Genomic DNA, 16,984 nt, shown 5'->3' with positions numbered 1-16,984 from the left:
ATTAGGGAACGGGGAACAGGCAACAAGGAAGTGGCAGGCAGTGCAGTTCCGCCTCACGCGTGTGCATAGCGCGCGGCACCGCCCACCCAGCGTTCAATCAACTGCTCGGCACGCTTCGCATGGTGCCGCAGCATCTCCGCTCCTACCTGCTGCACGGCAGGCAGCAAATGCGCATCGCGGGACAGATCGGCGATGCGGAAACTGAGCTGACCGGTCTGGCGCGTGCCGAGCACTTCACCCGGGCCACGCAGCTCTAAATCTTTCTCGGCAATGCGGAAGCCGTCATTGGTGTCTCGCATCACCTGCAGGCGCTCGCGTGCAAGCTGGCCCAGCGGCGGCTGGTAAAGCAACACGCAGTTAGAGGCGACAGCGCCTCGCCCCACCCGCCCGCGTAGCTGGTGGAGCTGGGCCAAGCCCAGCCGCTCGCTGTTCTCGATCACCATCAGGCTGGCATTGGGCACGTCCACGCCGACCTCGATCACTGTCGTTGCCACCAGCACGGCCAGCTCGCCCGCCGTGAAGGCATCCATCACCGCCTGCTTTTCCTTCGGCTTCATGCGGCCGTGGATCAGACCCACCTTGCAGTCAGACAGCGCCGCGGATAGCTCGGCATGCGCCACCTCGGCCGCCTGCGCGCGCAACTGTTCGGACTCCTCGATCAAGGTACACACCCAGTACACCTGCCGCCCCTCACTGCAGGCCGCATGGATCCGCTCGATCACCTCGACACGGCGCGCATTGGAAATGGCGATGGTCTGTACCGGCGTTCTTCCTGGCGGCAGCTCGTCGATGGAGGAAACATCCAGATCCGCATACGCGCTCATCGCCAGCGTGCGCGGGATCGGCGTGGCGGTGAGCACCAATTGATGCGGCACCTGATCGCCCTCCAGCCCCTTGTCGCGCAAGGCAAGGCGCTGTTGCACGCCAAAGCGATGCTGCTCGTCCACGATGACCAATCCGAGCCGCGCGAAAGCCACGCCCTCCTGCATCAACGCGTGCGTGCCCACGACGATCGGCGCACCCAAAGCGACGCGAGAGAGGGCTTGTTGCCGCGCCTTGCCCGTGACCTTTCCGGCAAGCCACTCAACCTCGACACCCAACGGCTGCAACCAATGACGGAAGTTGCGCAGATGTTGCTCGGCCAGCAATTCGGTAGGCGCCATCAATGCGACCTGATAACCCGTCTCCGCTGCGGCCAGCGCAGCCAATGCAGCGACCACGGTCTTGCCACTGCCCACATCGCCCTGCACCAGACGAAGCATCGGACGTGACTTCGCGATATCGACGGCGACATCGTCCGATACGCGCTGCTGCGCACCGGTCAAAGCAAACGGCAAGCCGTTCAATAACTGCTTGCGCAGCGTGCCATCGCCGCCCAGTGCCGGCGCATGCCGGCGACGCACCGCCGCACGCATCCGCTTGAGGCTCAGATGCTGCGTAAGCAGCTCCTCGAAGGCCAGGCGCTGCTGCGCGGGATGGCGGCCGAGCGTGAGTTGCTCCACGTGCGCATCTGCCGGCGGCCGATGGACGTATAGCAAGGCATCGCGCAACGAGGTGAGCCCGTGGGCCGCAGCCAGCTCCGGAGGTATCAACTCCAGCTGCTCCGCGGGTGGAAGCAACGCCAGCGCCTTGGCAATCACACCAGCAATGCGCTTCTGGCCCAAGCCTTCAGTGGTGGGATACACCGGCGTGAGGCGATCTTCCATCGCAGGTTCCGCGTCATCGGCCAGGCGCTGATATTGCGGATGCACCATTTCCAGCCCCTGCGAGCCAAGACGCACTTCGCCATAAATCAGCAAGCGGCGACCAGGCTGCAACTGATCGACCTGGGCGCGATGAAAATGAAAGAAGCGCAGCAGCAGCGTTTGCCGCGAGTCGTCACTGACGGCAACTTTCAGCTGCGGCCGATAGCGAAAACCGCGCTCGACCGCCTCCACCACACCCTGCACCTGCACCCGATCGCCAGCGCGCAACTCAGCGATGGTGCTGATGCGCGTGCGATCCTCATAGCGCAACGGTAGGTGGAACCACAGGTCCTGCACACGCTCGAGCCCCAGCCGCGACAGCGCATCGGCCAGAGCCGGCCCGATACCGGGTAGCGAGCCGACCGGCCTCAAGCCGGCAGCGTCAGCGATAAGAAGCTTGTCAGATGGCATGTCAGTTGAAATGGACATTGCCGCAAGCCTACCCGAGCACATGGCGCTCGCGTAGCCGGCGCTGCGGCAATCCGCGTCAGCGCCGGCCGGATAGCTGGATCAGTCCAGCACCATTACCGCATCCACCTCCACCTCGGCGCCCTTCGGCAGACCCGAGACTTCGATGGTGGAGCGCGCCGGATAGGGCGCCTGGAAATAGTCGGCCATCACGGTGTTCACGGTAGCGAAGTTCGCCAGGTCGGTGACATAGATGCCTACGCGCACGATCTTCGCCAACGAACCGCCTGCCGCCTCAGCCACCGCCTTCAAGTTATCGAACACCCGGCGGGTCTGCGCGGCGATATCGCCGTCGACCAGAGTGCCGGTGGCCGGATCCAGCGGGATCTGCCCGGAGAAATACACCGTGTTGCCGGCGCGCACCGCCTGGGAATAAGGACCGATGGCTGCCGGGGCCTTGTCGGTGGTGATGATGCTGCGGGACATATGAGGACTCCTGGGTAAGTTCGTTTGCTGCGCAAACGGCCAAGAGTGAAGTGTAAGGGGATTTCGCCCTTTGCTCAGAGCGGATAGCGATAGGCGCCGCTGACTACGCCGGTGCGCCGTACGCGCCGGATCACATCGGCCAGGTGCTTGCGGTTCTTCACTTCCAGCGCAAACAGCAGGGTCGCCGCCGCGGCGTCGCGCTCGACATACTCCACGTTCTCGATGTTCGAGTTGGCTGCGGCGATCGCGGCAGCCACCGTGGCCAGCACGCCCGGACGGTTGATGACCTCGATGCGCAATTCGGCGCGATAGTCACCCTGCACGTCGCGATCCCATTCAATCGCAACACAGCGTTCCGGCGACTTGCGCAGCTCCACCACGTTCGGGCATTCGACCCGGTGCACCACGATGCCCTTGCCCGACGACAGATAACCAATGATCTCGTCGCCCGGCAGCGGATGGCAGCAGTTGCCAAAGCTCAACACACCACGCTCGGCGCCGGTGATGCGGATCTTCTCCGTCACATGTGGCGCCTGTACCGCAGCACCACCCTTCTGCTTGCCGCGCGCTGCCAGCAACTGGCCAGCGACGACATCCGGCATGCGGTTGCCTAGGGCGATGTCGGAAAGCAGCTCTTCCAGACGCTTGAGCTTGGACGCCTCCAGGAAACGATCCAGCACCGCGGCCGGAATCGCATCGAGACTGCTGCCTTGCGCGTCGAGCGCGCGGTCAAGCATGCGGTGGCCGAAGTCCACGGCATCCTCGTGCTGCAGATGTTTCAGATACTGACGGATCGCAGTGCGCGCCTTGCCGGTAACTACCGATTCCAGCCAGGCGGGATTCGGTACGGCGGACGGCGCGGTGATGATCTCCACCAGTTGCCCGGATTCGAGCCTCGTGCGCAGCGGCAACAGTTTCTTGTCCACGCGCGCAGCTACCGCGTGATCACCCACATCGGTGTGCACCGCATAGGCAAAATCGAGCGCGGTCGCATTGCGCGGCAGCGAGAGAATGTCGCCGCGCGGTGTGAACAGATAGACCTCGTCCGGGAACAGATCGATCTTGACGTTCTCGATGAACTCGGACGACGACGCCGTGTTCGCCTGGCTATCGGCCAGCGACGACAGCCATTCGCGCGCCCGCGCCTGCGCGCTGTTGGCCGGACCGCTGTCGGTCTTGTAAGCCCAGTGCGCGGCTACGCCGCGCTCGGCCACCGAATCCATCTCCGCCGTGCGGATCTGTACTTCGATCGGCGCCCCGAACGGCCCGAGCAACACGGTGTGCAGCGACTGGTAGCCGTTGGCCTTCGGAATGGCAATAAAATCCTTGAAGCGGCGATCCACCGGCTTGTACAGCGAGTGCACTGCGCCCAGCGCCATGTAGCAGCTCATCGCGTTGTCCACCACCACGCGGAAACCGTAGACATCCATCAACTGCGCGAAGCTCTTGTGCTCATTGCGCATCTTGGAATAGATGCTCCACGGCGACTTGATGCGGCCGATCACCTTCGAACCGATATGTTCGGCGGTGAGGCGCGTGGACAGTGCCGCCTCGATCTTGCCCATGGCCTCGCGACGATTCCCCAGCGCAGCGCGGATGCGCTCGCTGATCACGCGATAGCGGTCCGGGTGCAATGCACGAAAGCCCAGGTCCTGCAGCTCCGCCTTGAACTTGTTCATGCCCAGGCGCTGCGCGATAGGCGCGTAGATCTCCAGCGTCTCGCTCGCAATACGGCGGCGCGATGGCGCATCTTTCGCACCCAGCGTGCGCATATTGTGCAGACGGTCGGCCAGCTTGATCAGGATCACGCGCAGATCGCGCGCCATCGCCAACAGCATTTTGCGGAAGCTTTCCGCGTCCGCCTCCTGGCGACTGCTGAAGCGCATCTTGTCCAGCTTGGTGACACCATCGACCAGCTCGGCCACGGTCTCGCCGAATTCGCTGGCAAGCTCAGTGCGGCTCAGCTCGGTGTCTTCGAGCGTGTCGTGCAGGATCGCCGCGATGATGGTCTCGGCATCCAGACCCAGCTCGGCGAGGATGCCGGCCACAGCAACCGGATGGGTGATATAGGGTTCGCCACTTTTGCGCGCCTGCCCCTCATGGGCCTGCGCGCCAACCTCGTAGGCGCGGATCACGCGCATCACCTGAGGCTCGGGCAGGTAGGCCACGCGTTCCTTCAGGGCCAGCACATAGGGTGGCAGGGCCGACGTATCCACAGTCTCGGGATGCGTGGCCGCCGGCATGGTAGGTTGGCCGCCGCTCAGGCAGCCACCTCACAATGCGGCAGGGACTGCAGAAGGCCGGCTTCGACGCACCATCGCTTGGCGCCGGCGGAGCCGGCGCGCACGGAGCATCGTTTACAGCCGGCGCCATCCATCAGTCGTCACCGCCCTTGGAAAGGTCGTCATCGACCTCAGCCGCAGCCCATTCCAACGCCTCGCGCTCAGCACGCTCGCGCTCGGCCTTGTCGATCTCGTCGATGGTGGCCTGGTCGATGCGGCGATCCGCGATCTCGCGCAGGGCGAGTACGGTGGGCTTGTCATGGTCGGGATTGACCGCCGGCTCGGCACCCTTGGAGAGCTGGCGGGCGCGCTTGGTCGCCATCAACACCAATTCGAATCGGTTGTCGACCACCTCGAGGCAGTCTTCCACGGTAATGCGTGCCATGTGAAATCCTTAGGGAATAAACGACTTATAGGTCACCAGTGTAGCTATCGTGTGCTTTGCTGGCAATGCAGCATGCCCGTATGATGCGCGGTTCAGCAGGCCTGCAGCGCCAGCCGGCCAAGCTGCCAGACTGCCGGACGGTACACAATTCAAGTACTAGGAAGTACACTTTTTGCACCCCAGCGGACCCCTTGATGCCGATGCAGTCCCTTATTCGACTTTCCCTGCGCTGCCTGCCGTTGCTGGCCGTGGCGCTTCTGGCCGGCTGCAGCATCGCCAAACCGCGCACGGACGATCCACACGAACAGTTCAACCGCAAGGTCTACGCCTTCAACGACTCGGTCGATAAGGCCGTGATCCGTCCGGTGGCGGTGGGCTACCGTAAGGTCACCAATCCGCCGGTACGCCGTGCGGTGAGCGACTTTTTCACCAATATCCGCATGCCGATCACCGTGGCGAACGACCTGCTACAGGCTCGCCCGATGCAGGCAGCGCGCAGTACCGGGCGCTTCCTGGTCAACCTGACGCTGGGCATCGGCGGCTTCTTCGATCCCGCCAGCCAGCTGGGCCTGCCGCTGGAAGACAACGACTTCGGCATCACCCTCGCCCGCTGGGGCGTGCCGGAGGGCGACTTCCTGATGCTGCCGCTGATCGGCCCCACCACGGTGCGCGACGTATGGCGCCTGCCGGTGGACAGCTATTTCTTCGATCCGCTGAGCTACTACTCGCGCAACCACAGCTTCAAGGCTGGCCAGTACTACCTGCCGTCGGTGCTGTACCTGGTCACGTTGCGCGCCCGTGCCATCGACGCGGAGAGTTTCCTGCAATCGGCCTACGATCCGTACGCCTTCCTGCGTGACGCCTATCGCCAGCAGCGCATCTACCAGATCTACGACGGCAACCCGCCCACCGATGTGATCGAGCAGATGCAGGGCCTCAAGGACAAGAACTTCGATCCCGAGGAACTGCTGGACGAGCAGCACAAATGGGAAAAGAGTCAGTCCGAGCAGCCGCAACCGACCAAGAACTGAAGATACGAAAAAGGGGCCGCAAGGCCCCTTTTTCATGTCCCACCGCCAGCCTTTACGCCAGCAGCGAATCCACCTCGCAGACCTGCGCCAGCACACGCATGCCCTCGGGCACATTGCGCACATGAAGCCGGCGCCCCTGCTCTACCGCCTTGGACAGCACCGCCAGCACGCAGGCCAGACCCGCGCTGTCGCTGTGCTGGACGCCAGCCAGATCGAGCTGCGTATGGCCATTACCCGCCACCGCGGCAGTGATCGCCGACAGCGCATTCGCCGCCGTGGCAAACGTCAACGCACCGGATACGCTCAAAGTATCCGGTGCAGCGGCGTTCAACTGGAACGAAGCGCTTGGGGCTGTCGTCATCACTGCGTGGCCTTGCTGTCCTTTTCCAGCGTTTCCAGCGCCTTCGAGCCCTGGGTCTCCAGGTTCGTGATCAGCTTGTCGAGGCCCACTTTGCGAATCTCGGCATCGACCTGGTTGCGATAGTTGGTAACGTAGGAAATGCCTTCGATGATCACGTCGTAAGCCTTCCAGTCGCCGGTGCGGCTCTTGCGGAAAGCGTAATCCACGGCCACGGTCTTGCCGTCGTCCAGCACCACCTGGGTGCGTACCACCGTGCGCTTGTCATTGAGGTCGCCACTGAACGGCAACACCTTCACGCGACCGCGGGTGTAGTTGACCAGACCCTCGGCATAGCGATGGGTAATGGAGTTGTAGAACGCCTTGGCGAAGCGCTCGCGCTGCTGCGGCGAGGCTTCGCGCGCGTGCTGGCCGAGGACGAGGATCGAGGCGTAATCGATGTCGAAATGCGGAAGAAAAACGTCGTCGATGACCGAGATCAGCTTCTCCTGATCCTTCTTCAGCTCGGCCTGATGCCCATCGATGGCATTACCCAGCTGGTCGACAATGCTCTGCGCCACCTGCACAGGAGACTGACCCGCGGCAGGCGCCTGGGCGGCGTCCTGAGCGAAAACCGGTGCGGCGATCACGCCGCTGAAAGCGATGGCGGTGGCAAGAGCCAGACTACGCAACATCATGGGGGACACTCCTAAAAATCGGCCTGGGATCAACCTTGGGGAAGGCCGGCTCAATGCTTGCCGGCCGGGGGATTGGAAGAACTGGCGTTGTCGGCGGGCTTCTTGTCGCTGGGCGAGCCGTTGACCAGGAATTTGCCGATCAGGTCTTCGAGCTGCAGGGCCGACTGCGTCAACACCAACTCGTCACCGTTCTTGAGCATGTCCGGCGAGCCGCCGGGCTGGATCGCAACATACTGAGTACCGATCAAACCGCTGGTGAACACCGCCGCGGCCGAATCGTCGGGAATCTGGCTGTATTTCTTGTCGATGGCCAGCACCACTTCGGCGTCCAGTTTCACCGGATCGGCCTTCACCGACTGCACGCTGCCGATAGCCACGCCAGCCATCTTCACCGGCGCCCCCACAGAGAGAGCACCAACGTTGGTGAAGCGCGCCTTGACGGTATAGCTGCCCGACAGATTGTCCGCCGCACCGCCGGCACCGAAGAATTTGCCGAGCATCTCCTCCAACTGCTGCGCCGGGCGCGTCAGGGCCAGGGTGCCGCCATCAGCGACCGCCTTGCTCGAACCGCCGTACTGGATACCCACGTACTGATCGCCCAGCAGGCCGCTGGTGAAGATCGTGGCCACGGAGTCATCGGGAATCTTGTCGTAACGCTTGTCGATGGCCAGCTTCACGTCGGCCGTCTCCTTGCCCGGATCGAGCACGATCGACTGCACCTGACCGATGCGCACGCCCGCCACCTTCACCGGCGCACGCTCTTTGAGCTGGCCGATGTTGGCGAAGTGCGCCTCCACCGTATAGCTCGGACCACGGCTGGTGTTGGCCACAGAGGTGGTCTGGGTGGCGAGATAGCCGAGCGCGGCGAAGCCGAGCACGATGAACAGGCCGGTGCCGACGGCATAGGATTGTCTCTGGCTCACGGCACGATCCTCAGTAGGAAGTGATGGAATACGGTTGTCATTCGGGGCTCACATCAGGAACGCGGTGAGCACGAAATCGAGCGCCAGGATGGCGATCGACGAAGCCACGACGGTACGGGTCGTGGCATACGCCACACCCTCGCTGGTCGGCGGCGTGGTGTAACCCTGGTACACGGCGATCAGCGAAACCACGGCGCCGAACACCACACTCTTCCACAGCACGCCATTGATCACGTCCTTCACCAGATCCACGGTCGCGGTCATGTTCGACCAGAACGTGCCGTTATCGATGCCCAGCCAGCTCACGCCGACCAGATGACCGCCGAAAATGCCCAGCGCGCAGAACACGCAGCACAGCAAAGGCATGGCGATCACGCCAGCGAGGAAACGTGGCGCGACAACGTAAGCAATAGGATCGACCGCCATCATTTCCATCGCGGCGATCTGGTCAGTGGCGCGCATCAGACCGATCTCTGCGGTAACTGACGTGCCAGCACGGCCGGCAAACAATAGTGCCGTCACCACCGGACCCAATTCGCGGTAGATCGCGATAGCCACCACCGTGCCGGTAGCCGAGGTACCACCGAAGATCGACAGCACGTCATACAGCTGCAGCCCCAGCACCATACCGACGAACAGGCCGCAGACCATGATGATGATCAGGCTCATCGCACCGACGAACCACAGCTGGCGCACCGTCTCGCGCACGTGCCTCAGGCTGCGCGGTACGGAAGCCAGAATCTGCAGCAAGAACAGAGCGCACTCGCCAATCTGGCGCAGCGATCGGATAACGATATTGTCGCGTGCCAGCTGCGCGCTCATGCGCCCCCCTTAAAGCCGAGCGAGGTGGCGTAGTCGCCCGCCGGGTACTGGAACGGCACCGGGCCATCGGCCTCGCCGCCAAAGAACTGCCGCGTCCACGGCGAACCATCATTGGCGATGGTCTTGGGATCGCCGTGCGCGACGACCTTGCCGTTGGCGATCAAGTACACGTGATCCGCCACCTGCTGCACCGCCGCCAGTTCGTGCGCCACCAGCACACTGGTGATACCCAGGGTCTGGTTGAGCGTGCGGATCAGCTTGAGCACCTGGTTCAACGCGATCGGATCAAGACCCACAAACGGTTCGTCGTACAGGATCAGCATGGGATCGAACACGATCGCGCGCGCCAGCGCCACACGCCGCGCCATGCCGCCGGAAAGCTCGCTCGGCATCAGCTTCGCCGCACCGCGCAGGCCTACCGCCTGCAACTTGGTAAGCACGATGTTGCGGATCAGCACTTCCGGCAACTCGGTGTGCTGGCGCAGCGGGAACGCCACGTTCTCGAACACATCGAAGTCCGTCAGCAAGGCTGAGTTCTGGAACAGATAGCCAATGCGCTCACGCAGCTCGAACAATTGCTCGCGGCTCAGCGTCGCCACATTCTGTCCGTCGACCAGTACCTCACCAGCCTGGCCGCGCATCTGCCCGGTGATGTGTTTGAGCAGGGTGGTCTTGCCGGTGCCGCTGGGGCCCATGATGGCAGTGACCTTGCCGCGCGGAATATCCAGATCCAGCGCATCGAAAATGGTCTTGCCGTTGAGCACCGTGGTCAGGCCACGGACGCGCACGATGGCGCTGTCATCGGGCTTGGCGCGAACGGAGTCAGTCATGGGCGGAATGGCCAGTCGAAAGGCGATCAAAGTAGCCGAAGACGGCCCCGAAGGCTATGCGAGGCGCCGCTTTGCCGCTTGGCGACGGTTCATGCCCACATACATCCGGACATAAATCATCTATGTAGGAGCGCACCCTGTGCGCGACCAACCGACGAAGTGTGGTTGCCACCATGAGTCGCCCACAGGGTGGGCTCCTACCCACGAGGTCGTCAGGCCAGCAGTTCGGCGATCAGCGTCTCATGCCGGCGCCACTGAAGGGCACTTCGCTGGCGTACCGCGCGCACGATCGATTGCAGGTCGCCCAGCGCATCCTCGAAACGATCGTTGACGATGATGTAGTCGAACTCATGCGCGTGCGCGATTTCCTCACGCGAATTGTGCAGCCGGCGCTCGATCACTTCGGCGCTGTCCGACGCGCGGCCGCGCAACCGCCGCTCCAGCTCTATCCGGGATGGCGGCAGGATAAATACGCTGACGCAGTCAGGCTTGCTCTTGCGGATCTGCCGCGCACCCTGCCAATCGATCTCCAGCAGCACATCCTTACCCTGGCATAGCAACTCCGCCACCGTAGTGCGCGAGGTGCCATAGAGATTGCCATGCACTTCGGCGTGCTCGAGAAAAATGCCTTCGGCAATCTCGCGCTCGAACTCCACGCGCTCGACGAAGTAATAGTGCCGCCCATACTCCTCGCCCGGACGCGGCGGGCGCGTCGTGTGCGACACAGACAGCGAAATCGCCGGCTCACGCTCGAGCAGCGCATTGACCAGGGTGGATTTGCCCGCACCCGAAGGCGCCGCCACCACGAACAGGGTGCCTTCCAGCGTGCCAGCGTCGGAAGCAGGCGTACTCATTCGATGTTCTGCACCTGTTCGCGCATCTGCTCGATCAGCACTTTCAGCTCCACCGCCGCATTGGTGCTGCGCGCATCGATCGACTTGGAACCGAGCGTGTTCGCCTCGCGATTGAATTCCTGCATCAGGAAATCCAGGCGACGGCCGACCGGCTCCTTCAAGCCCAACACGCGGCGGGCCTCGGAAATATGGGTGGTGAGACGATCCAGCTCCTCGTCCACATCGACGCGGGTGATCTGCAGCACCAGCTCCTGCTCCAGGCGGCCAGGGTCGGCCGGCTGCTTCAGGTCAGCCAGGCGCGTTTCCAACCGGGTACGCAGGCCTTCGCGGATCTGCGGCATCCAACCGCGCACATCGGCGACGATGCGCTCGATGCCATCCAAGCGCTCCTTCAACAGCTCGCCCAGCTTGGCGCCCTCGCGCTCACGCGTCGCGGTGAGCGCGGCAAGCGCATCGTCTAGCACGCCGAACAAAGCGGCCTGCAAGGTGTCCTGATCCACCTCTGCCTGCTGCATCACACCGGGAAAACGCAGCAATTCGGTGAATTCGATGCGCAGACTGGGAAAGCGCGATTCCAGATCCAGCGCCAGCTCGGACAGCCGCCCAAGCACCGCGTGATTGACCTGCAGGCTGTCGCCCTTGGCCTCACTGCGCAGGCGCACCGTAAGGTCCACCTTGCCGCGCGACAGCCGGGCGGCGATGCGTTCGCGCAGGGCCGACTCGAAATTGCGCAAGTCGTCCGGCAGGCGCGGGCTGAGCTCCAGGTAGCGGTGGTTCACCGTGCGCAGCTCGCAACTGAGCGTGCCGACCGGACCGGCGGTCTCGGCGAAAGCGTAGGCGGTCATGCTGCGGATCATGGAAACCTGAGTCTGCGGACGGCTTGAAAGGGCGCAATGGTAAACTCTCCCGCCCTGCCTTGCCCAATCAGGCCTTCATATCCCATGAATTCCGTCAGCCGCCCTAGCGGCCGCGCCGCCGACCAGCTGCGCACCGTCACCATTGAGCGCCACTACACCCGCCATGCCGAAGGTTCGGTACTGGTGAGCTTTGGCGACACCCGCGTGCTCTGCACCGCCAGCGTCGAAGACCGTGTGCCGCCATGGCTGCGCGGCAAGGGCGAGGGCTGGGTCACCGCCGAGTACGGCATGCTGCCACGCGCCACCTCCAGCCGCACCCAGCGCGAAGCCGCGCGCGGCGGCCAGGGCGGTCGCACCATGGAAATCCAGCGCCTGATCGGCCGCAGCCTGCGCGCCTGTGTGGATCGCCAGGCCCTGGGCGAGCGCGTCATCACCCTCGACTGCGACGTGCTTCAGGCCGACGGCGGCACCCGCACCGCCGCTATCACGGGTGCCTACGTGGCCCTGGTCGATGCCGTGAACCTGCTGATGAAGCGCGAGAACCTGCGCCGCAACCCCATCCTCGGCGCCGTGGCGGCCGTCTCCGTCGGCATCTATCAAGGTCTGCCAGTGCTAGACCTCGATTATGCCGAGGACTCCAATTGCGACACTGACATGAATGTCGTCATGAACGACGGCGGCGGCTTTATCGAAGTGCAGGGAACCGCCGAAGGCCATGCTTTCCGCCGCGACGAAATGGACGCCTTGCTCGGCCTGGCCGAAAAGGGCATCAGCGAACTGGTCGCCGCGCAACGCGCCGCGCTCGAACAAAATTGATCATGCCTCTGCCGCTCAATCCCGAATCTCCGCCCTTGTCGATCGAATCCATGTCACGCATCGTTCTCGCCAGCAGCAACCGCGGCAAACTTGCCGAGTTCAACCATCTGTTCGCCGACGGCGGCTTTGAGGTCATCACCCAGGGCAGCCTGGGTGTCGAGGACGCTGAAGAAACCGGCCTGACCTTTGTCGAGAACGCTCTGCTGAAAGCACGCAACGCGGCACAAGCCACGGGCCTTCCCGCACTGGGCGACGACTCGGGCCTGTGCGTGGATCATCTGCGCGGCGCGCCCGGCCTGTACTCCGCGCGCTACAGCGGCGTCCACGGCGATGCCGCGGCCAACAACGCCAAGCTGCTCTGCGAAATGGAGGGCGTGCCGACCGAACAGCGCGAAGCCTTCTTTATTTGCGTACTGGTACTGGTGCGGCACGCCGACGATCCGGCACCGCTGATCGCCGAAGGCCGCTGGCACGGGCGCGTACTCACCGAACAGCGCGGCACGCAAGGTTTCGGCTATGACCCGCTGTTCCTTCCGCACGGCCACACCAGCAGTGCCGCCGAACTGGAACCCGCTGTGAAAAACCGTCTCAGCCACCGCGGCCAGGCGCTCACCGCACTGCATGCGCGACTGGCCGAGCTGCACGCCTGATCATGTCACTGCTCGCGCCACCGCTATCGCTGTACGTACACATGCCGTGGTGCGTGAAGAAGTGCCCCTACTGTGATTTCAACTCGCACGGCCTGCGCAGCGAACCGCCACCGTACGCGCTCTACACCGATCTGCTGCTGGCTGACCTGGATGCCGACCGCATCGACTTCGGCGCCGCGCTGGAAGGCCGCACCGTGCAAAGCATCTTTTTCGGCGGCGGCACGCCGAGCTTGTTCGCCCCGGAGCTGATCGCACGCTTCCTTGATGGTGTGCGCGAGCGTTTGCCGCTCGCCGACAACGCCGAAATCACCCTGGAAACCAACCCTGGCACGGTCGAGCACGGCCGCTTCGATGGCTACCTCGCTGCCGGCGTAAACCGCCTCTCCTTCGGCATCCAGAGCTTCGACGACGACAAGCTCAAACGCCTCGGCCGCATCCATTCCGCCGCCGAGGCAGAGGCCGCCGTGAAGTCGGCCCAGGATGCCGGCTACGACAACTTCAATCTCGACCTGATGTACGCGCTGCCGGAGCAGACGCAGGAAGGCGCACTGGCCGATGTCGAACGCGCCATCGCCCTGCAGCCCACGCATATCTCCCACTACCAGCTCACCCTGGAACCCAACACCGCCTTTGCCGCCAATCCGCCGCCGCTGCCTGACGATGACCATGCCTGGGCCATGCAGGAAGCCTGCGAGCAGCGCCTGGCCGCCACCGGCTACGGCCAGTACGAGATCTCTGCCTACGCGCGGCATGGCCGCCGCTGTGTCCATAACCTCAACTACTGGCAGTTCGGCGACTACCTGGGCATCGGCGCCGGTGCCCACGGCAAACTCAGCGACGCGACCGGCAGCAAGGTCCAGCGCCGCTGGAAGACGCGCCACCCGCGCGCATGGCTGGATGCAGCGGGCGGCCCCGGCCGCATCGGTGGCGATAACCCCGTCGCCGGGGACGAGTTGCCCTTCGAATACATGCTCAACGCGCTGCGCCTGATCGACGGCGTGCCCATGGCCGAATTCGCCCAGCGCACGGGCCTGCCCCTCGAACGCATCGCTGAGCCACTGGCCCAGGCCCGCCAGCGCGGCTGGCTTACGCAGGACCTACGGCGGCTTCAAACCACGCCGCTGGGGCAGCGCTTCCTTAACGACGTGATCGCCAGCTTCCTCGACTAGCGCGTCCGGCCGATGGCCGTCGGGGTACGACCGGGCATAGACTGGAACCTCCAGGGGGAAACCGGCGGAACTGCCATGGATGTCGAACAGCAGGGTCGACGTCAGCCGCTTGCATCCGGACGCAACGATCGTCTCGACAACGAACGTTGGAGCCCGCGTGTACGTCGCCTGATCGAAGAAACGCACGCTTTGTGCAATAGCTGGCTGGAAGCGCCGCTGCGCAGCTGCCTCAGCGATGCCGAGCAGCGGCTCTACACGCTCGCCGAACGCAGCCACAGCCATCTCGATCAGCAGCTGCACATGGGCGTGCGCCAGCAATTGCAACTGCATCGCGCGCAACTCGAGCAGAGTTTCTTCAACGCGGTACGCCGGCGCTTCGGTCGCCTGGGTGCCGCCGCGGAGGATGTGACCAGTGCGCAGCAACATCCCCTCGCGCTGCTCGACCAGACCGAGCACGAACAAGCCGCGGCGCTGGAAAAAGCCGGCGCGCGCAGCGAAGCACGCCATGGAACGCTGCTGTTCGAACTGGGCTATCGCTTCGCCGTACTAGTAAGCCAGCCGCCGCTCGAAGGCGAGACTCTGCCGCTCGGGCCACAAGCCCTCGCACGCGCCTTTCTCGAAGCCAGTCACACGTTGGACATGCCGGTACGGCATCGCCTGCTGATGCTGGAAAGTTTTGACAGTCTGGTGATCCGCCAGCTGGCGACGCTCTACGAAACGGTCAACCAGCACTTGAGCTGCGACGGCATCCTGCCGCAGCTGCGCGCGTTCCGCGTGGCGCGCAGCGGCAACGACCGCATCCGCACTGCGACAGCTGCGGCCGCGTCACGCGAACCAGAGCGCGCTGCCACACCAGACAACACGGCGGCGGCGACCCAACGCAGCGAACCCATTGCTGTCCTCGAGACCCTGCGCAACCTGCTCGCCCAGCAGCGTGCCGGCTATGGCGTCAGCCCCTCCGGCGACCGGCCGGCCACGGCCGAGGAACTACAGCTCGCCCTCGGCGCCCTGCAACAACATCTGACCGATGTAACGCACCAGGCCACTCGCGAACTACGCAGCGCGCAGCGACTGCGCGAAGAGCTACTAATGCAGCTCAATGCCGGCAAAAGCGCGGAAGCACAACGCACGCAGCTTTCACCCGAACAAGGCGACACAGTGGAACTGTTCGCCATGCTGGTCGAACAGGTGGCGCAGCAACTGCAGCAAGGCAGCAACGCACACACCTTGCTGAGCGATCTGCAACTGCCGCTGCTGCGCGTGGCGGTAAGCGACCGCGGTTTCTTCGACCAGCACGAGCACCCGGCACGCCGCCTGCTCGGCACCGTAGCCGAAGCCGCCAATGACTGGCTCGACGGCGGCGAAGGCGATCCGGACCGCTCGCTGGCCGCCAAGCTCAGCCAGCTGGTGGAGCGCGCACGGCGCGAGCCGCCCAGCGCGGGGCTGTACACCAGCCTGCTCGCCGATATCGAACACCATCTGGCCGTGCTCCATCGCAAAGCGCAGGTCGCCGAGCGTCGCCAGGTCGAAGCCATGCAAGGCCGCGAACGGCTGGAACAGGCGCGCCGCCAGGCCGCCAAGCTCATCGCCGAACGCTTCGAGACCTCGCCGCCGCGCGGCCTGCTGCGCACCCTGCTGGAGCGCGCCTGGTCGGACGTGCTTGCCCTGACCCTGCTGCGCAATGGCGAAGACAGTGAAGTCTTCGCCGCACGCCTGCGCATCACCGATCAGCTGCTTGGGCGCATACCCGTGGATGATCGTGAGCTGCTGCTGTTCGAAGTAGAAACCGGCCTGCAGCAGATCGGCATGCACGTCGACGAAGCCAATCAGGTGGCGCAGCGGCTACTCGGCACACCCGAGCCAGCCAGCCTGGGTGAAAACGCGCCCACTGCAACCGGCCTGGCCATGAAACTCAAGCAGCACCAGCGCCTTGGCGAACACCAGGGCGCGGAGCCGGCGGCGACGCCAGAAACACCAGTACTGGCCGCGCATCACCTGACTCCGCAAGAGCAACGCATCCACGACCACCTGCGCAAATTGCCCTTCGGCAGCTGGTTTGAGTTCATCGACCCCGCCAGCGGCCGCATCACGCCACGCAAGCTCGCGTGGTTTTCGCCGATTTCAGGCAACAGTCTGTTTGTGACCCGGCGCGGCCTGCGCAGCGAGGAAATCTCACTGGAGAAGCTCGCCCACGAAATCGCCTGCGGCCGTGTACGTGAGGCTCCTCCCAGTCGCGATAGCCTGCTTGACCGCGCCATGCATGCACTCAGCGGCAATCTGCGCCATCCACCTGCTAATCGCCCGGAGGGTGACCGGTCATGAATCCGAACGTCAGCTCCATCGATCAGCGCCGGGCCCAACGCAAACGCGCCAACTTCACCGTGGTCGTCACTGACGCGATCAATGATCGACCCATCGGCCATCTCGGCAATCTCTCCGCCACCGGCATGCTGCTGATCAGCGTGTACCCGCCGCGCAGCGAGGCGATCTACCAGGTGAGCCTGCCACTGCCGGGGCTGGGTATGCAGCCGCAGACCATCGAGCTGGGCATCCAGGAGCAATGGCACGAGGCCGCGGCCAACCCAGGCCAGATCTGGTCCGGCTATCGCATTGTGGCGATCAGCCAGTCCGATGCCGCCCTGCTCGACGCGTGGCTGTCACTCCCGGGTGGGCACGGGTAGGAGCCCACCC

The 16,984-nt window shown here is 64.2% G+C and carries 17 protein-coding genes; 6 read left to right on the top strand and 11 right to left on the bottom strand.

Going from position 1 to position 16,984, the window contains the following annotated elements:
* Positions 1 to 53 precede the first annotated feature (53 nt).
* The 4 genes from recG to rpoZ form a co-directional block, all read right to left on the bottom strand.
* Positions 54 to 2,156: an ATP-dependent DNA helicase RecG gene (recG, locus tag ISS97_RS06070; protein WP_379987227.1), complete on the bottom strand. Its 2,103-nt coding sequence runs from the start codon at positions 2,154 to 2,156 to the stop codon at positions 54 to 56.
* A gap of 99 nt (positions 2,157 to 2,255) precedes the next feature.
* Positions 2,256 to 2,639, bottom strand: a complete 384-nt coding sequence (locus ISS97_RS06065) for a RidA family protein (RefSeq protein WP_379987148.1) — start codon at positions 2,637 to 2,639, stop codon at positions 2,256 to 2,258.
* A gap of 74 nt (positions 2,640 to 2,713) precedes the next feature.
* Positions 2,714 to 4,882 (bottom strand): RelA/SpoT family protein, encoded by a 2,169-nt coding sequence (locus ISS97_RS06060; RefSeq protein ID WP_379987149.1) that lies wholly within the window; start codon positions 4,880 to 4,882, stop codon positions 2,714 to 2,716.
* 133 nt (positions 4,883 to 5,015) lie between these two features.
* Positions 5,016 to 5,306 carry a DNA-directed RNA polymerase subunit omega gene (gene rpoZ, locus ISS97_RS06055; protein ID WP_090449213.1) on the bottom strand — a complete coding sequence of 97 codons (291 nt, stop codon included), beginning with the start codon at positions 5,304 to 5,306 and terminating at the stop codon, positions 5,016 to 5,018.
* Between the two features lie 200 nt (positions 5,307 to 5,506).
* Here rpoZ and ISS97_RS06050 point away from each other — a divergent pair, with 200 nt between their 5' ends.
* Positions 5,507 to 6,337 (top strand): MlaA family lipoprotein, encoded by an 831-nt coding sequence (locus tag ISS97_RS06050; RefSeq protein WP_379987228.1) that lies wholly within the window; start codon positions 5,507 to 5,509, stop codon positions 6,335 to 6,337.
* Between the two features lie 52 nt (positions 6,338 to 6,389).
* Here ISS97_RS06050 and ISS97_RS06045 read toward each other — a convergent pair whose 3' ends face one another.
* From ISS97_RS06045 to ISS97_RS06015, 7 genes are all read right to left on the bottom strand, one after another.
* The gene (locus ISS97_RS06045) at positions 6,390 to 6,698 is read right to left on the bottom strand and encodes an STAS domain-containing protein (protein WP_379987150.1); all 309 of its coding nucleotides are present in this window, start codon (positions 6,696 to 6,698) and stop codon (positions 6,390 to 6,392) included.
* Positions 6,698 to 7,369 (bottom strand): MlaC/ttg2D family ABC transporter substrate-binding protein, encoded by a 672-nt coding sequence (locus tag ISS97_RS06040; protein WP_379987229.1) that lies wholly within the window; start codon positions 7,367 to 7,369, stop codon positions 6,698 to 6,700. Before ISS97_RS06040 ends, ISS97_RS06045 begins: the two co-directional genes overlap by 1 nt.
* 53 nt (positions 7,370 to 7,422) lie before the next feature.
* Positions 7,423 to 8,295 carry an outer membrane lipid asymmetry maintenance protein MlaD gene (gene mlaD / locus ISS97_RS06035; protein ID WP_379987151.1) on the bottom strand — a complete coding sequence of 291 codons (873 nt, stop codon included), beginning with the start codon at positions 8,293 to 8,295 and terminating at the stop codon, positions 7,423 to 7,425.
* Positions 8,296 to 8,343: 48 nt separating this feature from the next.
* Complete coding sequence (gene mlaE, locus ISS97_RS06030; protein WP_379987152.1) at positions 8,344 to 9,117, bottom strand: lipid asymmetry maintenance ABC transporter permease subunit MlaE; 774 nt, start codon at positions 9,115 to 9,117, stop codon at positions 8,344 to 8,346.
* Positions 9,114 to 9,947 carry an ABC transporter ATP-binding protein gene (locus ISS97_RS06025; protein ID WP_379987153.1) on the bottom strand — a complete coding sequence of 278 codons (834 nt, stop codon included), beginning with the start codon at positions 9,945 to 9,947 and terminating at the stop codon, positions 9,114 to 9,116. The genes mlaE and ISS97_RS06025 overlap by 4 nt, the downstream gene beginning before the upstream one ends.
* A gap of 212 nt (positions 9,948 to 10,159) precedes the next feature.
* Complete coding sequence (gmk, locus tag ISS97_RS06020) at positions 10,160 to 10,801, bottom strand: guanylate kinase (RefSeq protein WP_379987154.1); 642 nt, start codon at positions 10,799 to 10,801, stop codon at positions 10,160 to 10,162.
* Entirely contained in the window at positions 10,798 to 11,658 is an 861-nt protein-coding gene (locus ISS97_RS06015) for a YicC/YloC family endoribonuclease (protein ID WP_379987155.1), read from the bottom strand. Before ISS97_RS06015 ends, gmk begins: the two co-directional genes overlap by 4 nt.
* 84 nt (positions 11,659 to 11,742) lie before the next feature.
* Here ISS97_RS06015 and rph point away from each other — a divergent pair, with 84 nt between their 5' ends.
* The 5 genes from rph to ISS97_RS05990 all read left to right on the top strand — a co-directional run bounded on the left by rph (position 11,743) and on the right by ISS97_RS05990 (position 16,974).
* Positions 11,743 to 12,474, top strand: coding sequence for a ribonuclease PH (gene rph / locus ISS97_RS06010; protein ID WP_379987156.1), 732 nt, complete (start codon positions 11,743 to 11,745; stop codon positions 12,472 to 12,474).
* Between the two features lie 50 nt (positions 12,475 to 12,524).
* On the top strand, positions 12,525 to 13,124 hold the full coding sequence (rdgB, locus tag ISS97_RS06005) for an RdgB/HAM1 family non-canonical purine NTP pyrophosphatase (RefSeq protein ID WP_379987157.1): 600 nt from the start codon (positions 12,525 to 12,527) through the stop codon (positions 13,122 to 13,124).
* Positions 13,125 to 13,126: 2 nt separating this feature from the next.
* Positions 13,127 to 14,293, top strand: coding sequence for a radical SAM family heme chaperone HemW (gene hemW / locus ISS97_RS06000; RefSeq protein WP_379987158.1), 1,167 nt, complete (start codon positions 13,127 to 13,129; stop codon positions 14,291 to 14,293).
* Between the two features lie 75 nt (positions 14,294 to 14,368).
* Positions 14,369 to 16,615, top strand: coding sequence for a DUF1631 family protein (locus ISS97_RS05995; RefSeq protein WP_379987159.1), 2,247 nt, complete (start codon positions 14,369 to 14,371; stop codon positions 16,613 to 16,615).
* Positions 16,612 to 16,974, top strand: a complete 363-nt coding sequence (locus ISS97_RS05990) for a PilZ domain-containing protein (protein ID WP_379987160.1) — start codon at positions 16,612 to 16,614, stop codon at positions 16,972 to 16,974. Before ISS97_RS05995 ends, ISS97_RS05990 begins: the two co-directional genes overlap by 4 nt.
* Positions 16,975 to 16,984 lie beyond the last annotated feature (10 nt).

This window comes from Dyella koreensis, from assembly GCF_044904565.1.
Lineage (GTDB): Bacteria > Pseudomonadota > Gammaproteobacteria > Xanthomonadales > Rhodanobacteraceae > Dyella_D > Dyella_D koreensis.
The sequence above is the reverse complement of the archived record's forward strand: the minus strand, read 5'-3'. Positions and strand labels throughout refer to the sequence as shown.

Bases quoted from the DNA above. Each gene is read 5' to 3' on its own strand.
- recG (WP_379987227.1), bottom strand. From the start codon at position 2,156: ATGCCATCTGACAAGCTTCTTATCGCTGACGCTGCCGGCTTGAGGCCG.
- ISS97_RS06045 (WP_379987150.1), bottom strand. From the start codon at position 6,698: ATGACGACAGCCCCAAGCGCTTCGTTCCAGTTGAACGCCGCTGCACCG.
- ISS97_RS05990 (WP_379987160.1), top strand. From the start codon at position 16,612: ATGAATCCGAACGTCAGCTCCATCGATCAGCGCCGGGCCCAACGCAAA.
- ISS97_RS06025 (WP_379987153.1), bottom strand. From the start codon at position 9,947: ATGACTGACTCCGTTCGCGCCAAGCCCGATGACAGCGCCATCGTGCGC.
- ISS97_RS06015 (WP_379987155.1), bottom strand. From the start codon at position 11,658: ATGATCCGCAGCATGACCGCCTACGCTTTCGCCGAGACCGCCGGTCCG.
- hemW (WP_379987158.1), top strand. From the start codon at position 13,127: ATGTCACTGCTCGCGCCACCGCTATCGCTGTACGTACACATGCCGTGG.
- rpoZ (WP_090449213.1), bottom strand. From the start codon at position 5,306: ATGGCACGCATTACCGTGGAAGACTGCCTCGAGGTGGTCGACAACCGA.
- rdgB (WP_379987157.1), top strand. From the start codon at position 12,525: ATGTCACGCATCGTTCTCGCCAGCAGCAACCGCGGCAAACTTGCCGAG.
- gmk (WP_379987154.1), bottom strand. From the start codon at position 10,801: ATGAGTACGCCTGCTTCCGACGCTGGCACGCTGGAAGGCACCCTGTTC.
- rph (WP_379987156.1), top strand. From the start codon at position 11,743: ATGAATTCCGTCAGCCGCCCTAGCGGCCGCGCCGCCGACCAGCTGCGC.
- ISS97_RS06060 (WP_379987149.1), bottom strand. From the start codon at position 4,882: ATGCCGGCGGCCACGCATCCCGAGACTGTGGATACGTCGGCCCTGCCA.
- mlaE (WP_379987152.1), bottom strand. From the start codon at position 9,117: ATGAGCGCGCAGCTGGCACGCGACAATATCGTTATCCGATCGCTGCGC.
- ISS97_RS06050 (WP_379987228.1), top strand. From the start codon at position 5,507: ATGCAGTCCCTTATTCGACTTTCCCTGCGCTGCCTGCCGTTGCTGGCC.
- ISS97_RS06065 (WP_379987148.1), bottom strand. From the start codon at position 2,639: ATGTCCCGCAGCATCATCACCACCGACAAGGCCCCGGCAGCCATCGGT.
- ISS97_RS06040 (WP_379987229.1), bottom strand. From the start codon at position 7,369: ATGTTGCGTAGTCTGGCTCTTGCCACCGCCATCGCTTTCAGCGGCGTG.
- ISS97_RS05995 (WP_379987159.1), top strand. From the start codon at position 14,369: ATGGATGTCGAACAGCAGGGTCGACGTCAGCCGCTTGCATCCGGACGC.